13 protein-coding genes are annotated in these 9,610 nt (G+C 33.2%); 8 read left to right on the top strand and 5 right to left on the bottom strand.

Features of this window, described 5'->3' with window-relative positions; translation table 11 throughout:
* Nucleotides 1–13: 13 nt before the first annotated feature.
* Together K5I29_RS10100 and K5I29_RS10095 are read right to left on the bottom strand one after the other, a co-directional pair.
* Nucleotides 14–1,567, bottom strand: a complete 1,554-nt coding sequence (locus K5I29_RS10100) for a ribonuclease E/G (RefSeq protein ID WP_264433005.1) — start codon at nucleotides 1,565–1,567, stop codon at nucleotides 14–16.
* Nucleotides 1,568–1,850: 283 nt separating this feature from the next.
* The gene (locus K5I29_RS10095) at nucleotides 1,851–2,189 is read right to left on the bottom strand and encodes an HU family DNA-binding protein (protein ID WP_264433002.1); all 339 of its coding nucleotides are present in this window, start codon (nucleotides 2,187–2,189) and stop codon (nucleotides 1,851–1,853) included.
* Between the two features lie 88 nt (nucleotides 2,190–2,277).
* Here K5I29_RS10095 and mutY point away from each other — a divergent pair, with 88 nt between their 5' ends.
* The 4 genes from mutY (at nucleotide 2,278) to K5I29_RS10075 (ending at nucleotide 5,242) form a co-directional block, all read left to right on the top strand.
* Nucleotides 2,278–3,327, top strand: coding sequence for an A/G-specific adenine glycosylase (gene mutY / locus K5I29_RS10090; protein ID WP_264432999.1), 1,050 nt, complete (start codon nucleotides 2,278–2,280; stop codon nucleotides 3,325–3,327).
* A gap of 35 nt (nucleotides 3,328–3,362) precedes the next feature.
* Nucleotides 3,363–3,785: a single-stranded DNA-binding protein gene (locus K5I29_RS10085; RefSeq protein ID WP_264432997.1), complete on the top strand. Its 423-nt coding sequence runs from the start codon at nucleotides 3,363–3,365 to the stop codon at nucleotides 3,783–3,785.
* Nucleotides 3,786–3,846: 61 nt separating this feature from the next.
* Complete coding sequence (gene gldD, locus K5I29_RS10080; protein ID WP_264432994.1) at nucleotides 3,847–4,413, top strand: gliding motility lipoprotein GldD; 567 nt, start codon at nucleotides 3,847–3,849, stop codon at nucleotides 4,411–4,413.
* Between the two features lie 16 nt (nucleotides 4,414–4,429).
* Nucleotides 4,430–5,242, top strand: coding sequence for an SDR family NAD(P)-dependent oxidoreductase (locus tag K5I29_RS10075; RefSeq protein WP_264432991.1), 813 nt, complete (start codon nucleotides 4,430–4,432; stop codon nucleotides 5,240–5,242).
* Nucleotides 5,243–5,277: 35 nt separating this feature from the next.
* Here K5I29_RS10075 and K5I29_RS10070 read toward each other — a convergent pair whose 3' ends face one another.
* The gene (locus K5I29_RS10070; protein WP_264432989.1) at nucleotides 5,278–5,646 is read right to left on the bottom strand and encodes a heavy-metal-associated domain-containing protein; all 369 of its coding nucleotides are present in this window, start codon (nucleotides 5,644–5,646) and stop codon (nucleotides 5,278–5,280) included.
* Nucleotides 5,647–5,676: 30 nt separating this feature from the next.
* Nucleotides 5,677–6,099 carry a Rieske (2Fe-2S) protein gene (locus tag K5I29_RS10065; RefSeq protein WP_264432987.1) on the bottom strand — a complete coding sequence of 141 codons (423 nt, stop codon included), beginning with the start codon at nucleotides 6,097–6,099 and terminating at the stop codon, nucleotides 5,677–5,679.
* 140 nt (nucleotides 6,100–6,239) lie between these two features.
* Here K5I29_RS10065 and greA point away from each other — a divergent pair, with 140 nt between their 5' ends.
* From greA to aat, 4 genes are all read left to right on the top strand, one after another.
* On the top strand, nucleotides 6,240–6,716 hold the full coding sequence (greA, locus tag K5I29_RS10060; protein ID WP_264432986.1) for a transcription elongation factor GreA: 477 nt from the start codon (nucleotides 6,240–6,242) through the stop codon (nucleotides 6,714–6,716).
* Nucleotides 6,717–6,731: 15 nt separating this feature from the next.
* The gene (locus K5I29_RS10055; protein ID WP_264432983.1) at nucleotides 6,732–7,130 is read left to right on the top strand and encodes an HIT family protein; all 399 of its coding nucleotides are present in this window, start codon (nucleotides 6,732–6,734) and stop codon (nucleotides 7,128–7,130) included.
* A gap of 191 nt (nucleotides 7,131–7,321) precedes the next feature.
* Nucleotides 7,322–7,744, top strand: coding sequence for a DUF3127 domain-containing protein (locus K5I29_RS10050; protein WP_264432980.1), 423 nt, complete (start codon nucleotides 7,322–7,324; stop codon nucleotides 7,742–7,744).
* Between the two features lie 12 nt (nucleotides 7,745–7,756).
* Entirely contained in the window at nucleotides 7,757–8,395 is a 639-nt protein-coding gene (gene aat, locus K5I29_RS10045; RefSeq protein ID WP_394358603.1) for a leucyl/phenylalanyl-tRNA--protein transferase, read from the top strand.
* A gap of 10 nt (nucleotides 8,396–8,405) precedes the next feature.
* Here the strand turns inward: aat and K5I29_RS10040 are convergent, their stop codons facing one another.
* A complete protein-coding gene (locus K5I29_RS10040) occupies nucleotides 8,406–9,599 on the bottom strand; it encodes a dicarboxylate/amino acid:cation symporter (RefSeq protein WP_264432978.1) in 1,194 nt (397 codons plus the stop codon).
* Nucleotides 9,600–9,610 lie beyond the last annotated feature (11 nt).

The raw sequence follows: 9,610 nt of genomic DNA, 5'->3' as shown, positions 1-9,610 counted from the left end.
CGGTTTTAATTTTTTACATTAATTGATTACCTTCTTTGTCAAAAAAATGATACTCTAGGTACGTGTAAGCATCTCTTGGAATAATTTTTATCCACTTTTTGTGTTCAAAAAACCATTTCATTCGAATTGATGGAAAACCCTGAGTAAGGTAAGCAGAAACAAACGGATGGGTATTTAAAACAACCGATTTGTTTTCTTTAATAATTCTTTCTAGGTCAGCCGCGATTTTATCTATTACCAATATTGGAGCTTCAATTTCTCCGTTTTCATTCGGATTTTCTTCATTGGTTTTTATATGTACTTCGGGTCTAACTCTTTGTCTAGTAATTTGGATTAATCCAAATTTGCTAGGAGGCAAGATTTTGTGTTTGGCTTTGTCGTCGCTCATTTCTTCTCTTAAGAAGTCGTACAACGTTTTACGATTTTCGGGGTTTTGCATGTCAATAAAATCAACAACAATAATTCCGCCCATATCTCGTAAACGCAATTGTCTGGCAATTTCTGCGGCAGCAATTAAGTTAACTTCTAAAGCTGTTTCTTCCTGATTGGTTGCTTTGTTAGATCGGTTACCGCTGTTTACATCAATAACGTGTAAAGCTTCGGTATGTTCTATGATTAAGTAAGCTCCTTTACTCATAGAAACCGTTTTTCCAAACGAGGTTTTTATTTGTCGTTCAATATTGTATTTTTCGAACAACGGCAGCTCTTTCGAATGATATTGCTTAACGATTGAGACTTTAGAAGGAGCTATTTCTTGCAAATAGTCCTTAGTTTGATAATATAAATCTTCATCATCTATGTGAATTCCAGTAAATGAATCATTGAAAATATCACGTAAAATAGACGAAGCTTTATTTAATTCACCCAAAATTTTTGAGGGGTGATGTGCAGTAGGTAGACGTTTGCACATTGCTATCCATTTGTCTAGCAAGTTTTGCAAATCCTTTTCTAGCTCGGCTACTTTTTGTCTTTCAGCAACGGTTCTAATAATTACGCCAAAACCTTTGGGTTTTATGCTCTGAACCAGTTTCTTTAACCTTTCTTTTTCTTCTTTCGATTCGATTTTTTGAGAAACCGAAACGCGATCCGAAAATGGAACTAAAACTACATATCTACCCGCTAACGACAATTCAGATGATATACGCGGTCCTTTTGTAGAAATTGGTTCTTTCACGATCTGAACTAAAATAGATTGGTTGGCACTTAAAACATCTGTAATAACACCATCTTTATTAATTTCAGTTTCAAAAGGAAAGTTTTTTAAGGAGTAGTCCTTTAATTTACCTGTGCTTACAAGTTTAATAAACTTCATCATTGATGTTAGGTTTGGACCTAAATCATGATAATGCAAAAATGCATCTTTATCGAATCCAATATGAACGAAAGCGGCATTTAAACCAGGAACGGGTTTGCGAATTTTTGCAATAAAAATATCGCCCACGTTAAATCCTTGACCTTGGCTTTCATCATCTTTTTCTTCGTGATGAAGTTCAATTAGTTTTCCATCTTTTAATAAGGCAAAATCAACTGCTTCTGAACTAGAACGTACAATTAACTCTTTGTTCACAGTATAACTTATTTATCCATACGAATATGTTTTAACGTAATTTCTTACTAAAACGTATGCAGTACAGATGGATTAAACAAAATTTTACAGGTTTTTAGCCCGATGTAAGCTTTTTGGCTTACAATTTCAATGAACTTAAAAAAAGGAAAAAGTAGTTTTAAACTACTTTTTCTTTTTTGTGACGGTTAGCTCTCGCTCTTTTTTTACGTTTGTGCGTTGCTACCTTATGTCTTTTTCTTTTTTTACCACTTGGCATAATGTGTAGTGTTTAAGTGTTAATAAATTAGTTATTTTTTACTTCTGTATTCGATTTTACTCCATCAACAAATACTTTAGCTGGTTTAAATGCTGGTATGTTGTGAGCAGGAATTTTAATCGTTGTGTTTTTTGAAATATTTCTCCCTGTTTTTTCAGCTCTTGTTTTGATAATAAAGCTACCAAAACCTCTTAGATATACATTTTCTCCAGATTCAAGTGAAGTTTTTACCTCTTCCATGAAAGACTCTACTGTAGCTTGAACGTCGCCTTTTTCAAGACCTAACTTTTCCGAAATCTTCGCTACGATGTCTGCTTTTGTCATTATTTCTTTGTATTTATTTTGATGAGTTTTTTGAGTTTGCAAATATATGAATTAAAAAAACAAATTTTCAACCTTAATCAATTAAAATTTAATCATATAAAGTTATATTTTTGCAAACTACATTAAAATCATGATCTTTTACAATACATTAATTACGTGGTATTTAGCCAATAAGCGCGATTTACCCTGGCGAAAAACGACCAATCCGTACCACATTTGGTTGTCAGAAATTATTTTACAACAAACCCGTGTAGCCCAAGGATTACCTTATTATGAGGCATTTATTGAGCGATTTTACAAAGTTAGTGATTTAGCAAACGCCAGCCAAGAAGATGTACTAAAACTTTGGCAAGGATTAGGATATTATTCGCGTGCCAGAAATTTGCATGCCACAGCACAATATGTTAGCTTTGAGTTAAATAACCAATTTCCAGATAATTATAATGATTTATTAAAGCTTAAAGGCGTTGGTAGTTATACCGCTGCTGCCATTGCATCTTTTGCTTATAATGAAAAAATTGCAGTGGTAGACGGTAATGTTTTTAGAGTGCTTTCTCGTATTTTTGGTATTGATGCCGATATTTCTTTGCTTAAAACTAAAAAAATATTTCAAGAATTAGCTAATAAGCTGTTGCTAGAAGGTAATCCGTGTGAACCAGCATTGTTTAATCAAGCCATTATGGATTTTGGCGCCTTACAATGTGTTCCTAAATCGCCCAATTGTACAGCCTGTTGTTTTGCTAGTAGTTGTTTGGCTTATGCAACAAATAAAGTTGCCGAATTGCCTTATAAATCGGCTAAAATAAAAATTAAAAAACGCTATTTTGATTATGTACTAATTAAAGGCAATAATCAGAAATATAAAATTGTAAAACGTGATGAATCTGATATTTGGGCCGGACTGCATCAATTTGAATTGTTAGAAAGTACTGATAATTTAGCTTTTAACGATGCAAATCAAACCATTTTAAATCATTTTGCAACTCATAATGTTGTTTCTTTACTAGGATTTGATTCTGATTATTTAGTACATAAACTTTCGCATCAGCATTTGCACATTCGTTTTTGGTTGTTAGAAGTAAATCAAGAAGTTAATGGTGTTAAAAAACATGAAATTGCTGATTTTTCTTTTCCTATCGTCCTCGCAAATTTCTTAGATAAAAACTACCATAAAATTTAACAAAAAAATTATATTTGAACGTAACAATTTAAATTATGAACGGAACAGTTAATAAAGTTATTTTAATTGGGCATTTAGGCGAAAATGTTAAAATGCATTATTTTGAAGGCGGTAATTGCATTGGGCGTTTTCCGTTGGCAACCAACGAAGTTTATATTAATAAAACAACCAACGAACGCATTTCATCTACCGAATGGCACAATATTGTTGTGCGTAATAAAGCGGCCGAATTGTGCGAAAAATATTTAAGCAAAGGCGATAAAATTTATGTTGAAGGACGTATAAAATCGCGTCAATGGCAAGGTGAAGATGGTGTACAAAAATTTACTACTGAGATTCAGGTAACCGAATTTACCTTTTTAAACGTAAAAAAAGAAATTGATCAGAAAGCAGCTGCCGAATTTAAAGCGGTAAAACCTAGCGTAGAAATTTCTGACAACGACGATTTACCGTACTAAATTAGTTGTATTCGTTTTCAATTCTATTGTATATTTACCAATTAATCCTAGCATGTTCATCATGAAAACCACAATAAGTAACTATTTGTTTTTTGTATTCGTTGTAAGTTTAACCCTTATTGGCTGTAAAGATGCAACTTTACCAAAGCCAAAAGCGCAGTTAAGGTTAAGTTATCCAAATCCAACCTACAACTTATATCAGGCAAATTGTGGTTTTGAGTTTGATGTTAACCATATAGCAACCGTGCAACAAAAACAAAATTGCAGCTTTGAAATAGAATATCCTAAAATGAAAGCTACAATTTATATGACCTATTTGCCGGTAAATAACGATATTGAAAAACTGCTTTCTGAAGCTCAAAAACTAACTTACGAGCATGTAATTAAAGCAGATGATATTGTAGAACAGCCATTTATTAATCCTGAAAATAATGTTTACGGCATGTTTTATTACGTAGGCGGTAATGCTGCAACCAATACGCAGTTTTATGCTACAGATAGCACCAAACATTTTATTCGCGGTTCGGCTTACTTTTACGCAACCCCAAATTTTGATTCTATTTTACCTGCTGTTAATTATATTAAAAATGATATGCGCGTAATTATGGAATCTTTACAATGGCAATAATTTTAAACTAAAAATTATGCAATTTAGCTTTGTTAACAAAACGGTTGTAATTACGGGTGCCGCTTCTGGAATCGGAAAAATTATGTTGCGCAAATGTTTAGAACGTAAAGCAAAACAGATTTTTATTTTAGATTTTAATGAAGATGGTATGCAGTTAGTAAAAAAGGAATTTGCCTTTTTTAGCATTCCTATTCATGCTGTTGTAGTTAATTTAGCAGATGCCAAACAAATAGAAAATGCCATAAAACAAGTGCTAGAACAAACCGAAATGGTAGATGTTTTAATTAACAATGCCGGAATTGTTATTGGTCATGAATTTGTAAAGCATTCGGTTGCAGATATAGAAAAAACCATGCAAATTAATGCCAACGCGCCCATGCAATTGGCTTTAGGTTTTTTACCACAAATGCTGGAGCAAAATAGCGGTATAATTTGCAACATTTCTTCTTTAGCAGGTTTAACTTCTACGCCCAAATTAGCAGTTTATTCGGCAAGCAAATGGGCCGTTTTAGGTTGGAGCGAAGGTTTACGAATTGAGATGAAACAAATGCGCAAAAAGGTGTTAATTCATGCAGTTATGCCTTTTTATATTAACACAGGCATGTTTCAAGGCGTAAAATCAAAATTGGTTCCTATTTTAGATCCCGAAAAAACTGCCGAAAAAATTATCAGAAATTTAGAAAAACAAAATCAAAAAACGGTATTGCCTTTGCCTTATTGGCTTATTCGGTTAGCGCAAGCACTTTTGCCACTTGCATGGTACGATTTTGTTATGGGAAATGTTTTTGGTATTTATCATACCATGGATGATTTTGTAGGAAGAAAATAAAGAATAAAAAAAATCAGGCATATGCCTGATTTTTTTTATTCTGCAACTTTGTAAAGTTTTCCGTCTGCAATGTTGTTTACGGTGTTTTTTAAATCGTCAACCGTTACTACAGATTTGTCGTAATAAACAATTGCGTTTTCTTGATCAAAACTAACATCTGCTTTATCAACGCCAGTAACTGCTTCTAATTTAGATTTAATGGTGTTTGCACAACCCATTTGGCACGTCATGCCTTCAATCTTAAATTCAGTTTCAGCTAAATTTTCAGGAGCAATTTCTGCTTTTGCTTTTGCTAAGTTAGTAGTTGCAACCTCGGCATTTGTTTCTGCTACAGTATTTTCAGTTTTGTTGTTACAAGCAGTAAAGCCAATTGCTGCAAGTACTATAAAAATATATTTTTTCATGATAATAAATTTATATCAAAGGTAATTAAACTAATTGTAAATTCTTAACATCGAGCCAACTAATTCGGTACGATATTGTTTCATGCTGTATTGCATATCACCTAAGCCAGTAAATAAGCTGTACGAGCTATCGTCGCAAGCACAAACTGCTTTAACGCCTTCAACTTTCATGGGTTCACATTCGTTTGGGTACATGTTCGGGCAAGCTGCATCAAAAGCTATGTAACCGTTACCGTTGTTAAAAACAAAAATGCCTTTTATTCCTGCTCCGGGTGTGTTAACGTACTTGTAGTTAGATACATATTGCAGGTCAACATTTGCTGGTAAATCTAAATTTAAGCTTATATTTATCGGATAATTTGGTAAATATGGATTTTTATTCTTAATATTGTCATCTTTAGAACAACTTGCTAGGGTTACTAAAGCAACAACTAAGAAAAGTAAATTTTTCATTGTAAATATTTTAATTGTAGAACAAATTTAAATTAAATATATTTACCAAGTTAATTAAAAAAAGTATAAATTATCATTTTAACTGAATATATAAAAATCCCAATGGTGGGATTTTTTCTATTTTTATAAATTATTACATTATGGCTAAAGTATCTTATTACACGGCAGAAGGATTAAAAAAGTTAAAAGACGAATTAGATCAACTTAAATCTATTGAGCGTCCTAGAGCTTCTCAGGCAATTGCTGACGCCCGCGATAAAGGCGATCTTTCTGAAAATGCTGAATACGATGCAGCAAAAGAAGCGCAAGGCATGCTTGAACTTAAAATTGCAAAAATTGAAGAGATTGTTGCCAATGCAAGATTGATTGATGAATCGCAATTAGACACGTCTAAAGCTTTAGTTTTATCTACGGTTAAAATTAAAAACGTGGCGAATAAAATGGAGATAAAATATACCTTGGTTGCAGAATCTGAAGCTGATTTAAAAGCTGGTAAAATTTCTGTTACCTCACCCATTGGTAAAGGTTTATTAGGTAAATCGGTTGGCGAAATTGCAGATATTCAAGTTCCAAACGGAGTGATGCAATTCGAAATCTTAGAAATTACACGCGACTAATTATAACGTTATAATATGGCAAGCATTTTTACTAAAATTATTCAGGGCGAAATTCCTTGTTATAAGGTTGCAGAAACCGATTCTTTTTTTGCATTTTTAGATATTAATCCCAATGCTAAAGGGCATACCTTATGTGTGCCTAAAAACGAAGTGGATAAAATTTTTGATTTATCGGAAACAGAATATTTAGCATTGATGCAGTTTTCTAGAAACGTAGCCCTAGCTATAGAAAAAGTTATTCCGTGCGAACGCGTAGGTATGGCCGTTGTTGGTTTAGAAGTGCCACACGTGCACGTGCATTTGGTGCCTTTAAATACGTTAAACGATATTACGTTTTTAAACAAAACTAAGGTTACGCCAGAAGAATTTGAAATGATTGCAAGTAAAATAAACGCTGCCTTTACAGCATTATAAAAGTCCTGAATTCAGGACTTTGTTTTTTATTAGTCGATATTAAATTCCATAATTTTTCAGCGCTGAATTATGTCATTTTGTAAGGAAATGAAATTATGTGGTTTGTATCGTTTTCAAAAAAAGCTGTATCTTTACCAATCAAAATAAAACACATTAATGCAACGTGTAAAAACGTTAAAAATTGATATCTAATGGAAATTTCAGGAAGAATTAAATTTATAGGCCAACAACAACAAATTACAGCTACGTTTTCTAAGCGTGAATTGGTTGTAACCACAGAAGAACAATATCCTCAACATATTTTAGTTGAATTTACTCAAGATAAATGCCCGTTATTAGATGCTTATCAGGTTGGAGAACCGGTACGCGTTTCTATTAACTTGCGTGGTCGTGAATGGGTGAATCCGCAAGGAGAAACTAAATATTTCAATTCTATTCAAGGTTGGAGAATTGAAAAAAATCAACCAGCAGGTTTTGAAGAGCCGCAATACAACAACCAACCCAATACTAACTTTGCAGCTCCTGCATTTAACAATCAAGGACCTGCAATTAATATTGAGCCAGCATCTTTCAATTCATTTGATGCAGACGATTCAGATGATTTACCGTTCTAATATTTTTTAATGATGGAAATTCCGTTTTTAACGAATCAAATTCAATTTCCTTCCTTAAACCAAGTTCATCCTACCGGAATTGTTGCATTTGGCGGTGATTTATCTTTGCCAAGATTACAGCTTGCTTATAAAAATGGTGTTTTTCCGTGGTTTGAAGATGGTGAAATTATTACATGGTGGTCGCCCAACGAACGAATGGTTTTGTTTTTTCCGGAACTTAAAGTTTCTAAAAGCATGCGAAGTTTGTTTGCTAAAAACGCTTTTACTGTTACGTTTAATACCTGTTTTAAAGAGGTGATTTTAAATTGCCAACAAGTTAAACGAACTGATCAGAATGGCACTTGGATAACCGATGATATGGTTGAAGCTTACTGCGAATTACACAAAGCAGGTTGGGCTAAATCTGTTGAGGTTTGGCAAAATGATTTGTTGGTTGGCGGTTTATACGGTATAGATTTAGGTACGATTTTTTGTGGAGAAAGCATGTTTTCTACCGTTTCTAATGCCAGTAAGTTTGCGTTTATTAGCTTAGCTAAACATTTAGAAGCTCAAAATTACAAGTTATTAGATTGCCAAGTTTATAACGACCATCTGGCATCTTTAGGTTGTCGAGAAATAGATCGAGAAGAATTTTTATCTTACTTAAAATAAAAAAGCATCCTTATTGGATGCTTTTATTTTTAAATATTTTGTCTAAAATCATGGCAATAGCACCATCACCGGTTACATTGCAAGCCGTACCAAAGCTGTCCATAGCAATGTAAAGCGAAATCATTAGTGCTTGGCTTTTGGAATCAAATCCTAACATAGATCCTATAATACCAATAGCAGCCATTATAGCACCTCCAGGAACTCCAGGAGCAGCAACCATTGCAATACCTAACATAAAGATGAAGCCTGAAAAAGTAAGCGGATCAATCGTTATACCCTGAATTAGCATTAATGCAATTGAGCATGCTACAATTTTCATAGTACTTCCGGCCAAATGTATGGTAGCACATAGCGGAATGGTAAGTTTTATAATATCTTCTTTTAAACCTAATTTACTTGCCTGACGTAAAGTTACCGGAATTGTTGCTGCTGATGATTGCGTTCCTAATGCTGTAAAATAAGCCGGTAACATGGTTTTTAATGCTGTTAGCGGATTGCGTTTGCTTATTGCACCTGCAATAAAATACTGCACCAATAATAAGGCAACGTGCATAATAAAGATTACCACAATTATTTTAGAGAAAACGTTTAGAATAATAAAGATTTCTCCAGAATGTACCATATTCATAAATATGCCAAAAATAAATAAAGGTAAAAGCGGAATAATAATGCGCTGAATAACTTTGTTTACAATTTGTTCAAACTCTAAGAATCCACGAAGTAGTAAAGAATTTTGTATTCTAGAAACGCCAATTCCGATTATAAATGCTGCAAATAAAGCTGACATAATATCTAATAAAGGCGGAATTTGTAAACTGAAATAAGGGGTTAATTGTGTAGCAGTTTCACTAATTTTTACAACCGTTTGGTTGGCCAATAAGTTCGGAAATACCGCCATACTAACTCCAAAAGTTGTAAACCCAGCAAATAAGGTTGATGCATAAGCAATGGCTGCGGTGTAAAGTACTAATTTTGATGCACCTTGCCCAATGTTACCAATAGCAGGTACAATTAATCCAATAATAATTAAAGGAATAAAAAAGTTTAAGAACTCGCTAAAAAAAGTATTAAAAGTTACAAAAACGCGAATAATGCTGTCAGAAATTGTTTGATTAAAAATAACGGGTAAATATTTCCCTAAAACAATTCCACCTATTATGGCAAGAATAATTTGTACCAATAGGTTGTTTTTAATAAAATTCATTGTTGTGTTGT

The organism is Flavobacterium agricola (assembly GCF_025919725.1).
GTDB lineage: Bacteria > Bacteroidota > Bacteroidia > Flavobacteriales > Flavobacteriaceae > Flavobacterium > Flavobacterium agricola.
The sequence above is the reverse complement of the archived record's forward strand: the minus strand, read 5'-3'. Positions and strand labels throughout refer to the sequence as shown.

Bases quoted from the DNA above. Each gene is read 5' to 3' on its own strand.
- K5I29_RS10085 (WP_264432997.1), top strand. From the start codon at position 3,363: ATGAACGGAACAGTTAATAAAGTTATTTTAATTGGGCATTTAGGCGAA.
- K5I29_RS10075 (WP_264432991.1), top strand. From the start codon at position 4,430: ATGCAATTTAGCTTTGTTAACAAAACGGTTGTAATTACGGGTGCCGCT.
- K5I29_RS10050 (WP_264432980.1), top strand. From the start codon at position 7,322: ATGGAAATTTCAGGAAGAATTAAATTTATAGGCCAACAACAACAAATT.
- gldD (WP_264432994.1), top strand. From the start codon at position 3,847: ATGAAAACCACAATAAGTAACTATTTGTTTTTTGTATTCGTTGTAAGT.
- K5I29_RS10040 (WP_264432978.1), bottom strand. From the start codon at position 9,599: ATGAATTTTATTAAAAACAACCTATTGGTACAAATTATTCTTGCCATA.
- greA (WP_264432986.1), top strand. From the start codon at position 6,240: ATGGCTAAAGTATCTTATTACACGGCAGAAGGATTAAAAAAGTTAAAA.
- K5I29_RS10055 (WP_264432983.1), top strand. From the start codon at position 6,732: ATGGCAAGCATTTTTACTAAAATTATTCAGGGCGAAATTCCTTGTTAT.
- mutY (WP_264432999.1), top strand. From the start codon at position 2,278: ATGATCTTTTACAATACATTAATTACGTGGTATTTAGCCAATAAGCGC.
- aat (WP_394358603.1), top strand. From the start codon at position 7,757: ATGGAAATTCCGTTTTTAACGAATCAAATTCAATTTCCTTCCTTAAAC.
- K5I29_RS10065 (WP_264432987.1), bottom strand. From the start codon at position 6,099: ATGAAAAATTTACTTTTCTTAGTTGTTGCTTTAGTAACCCTAGCAAGT.
- K5I29_RS10070 (WP_264432989.1), bottom strand. From the start codon at position 5,646: ATGAAAAAATATATTTTTATAGTACTTGCAGCAATTGGCTTTACTGCT.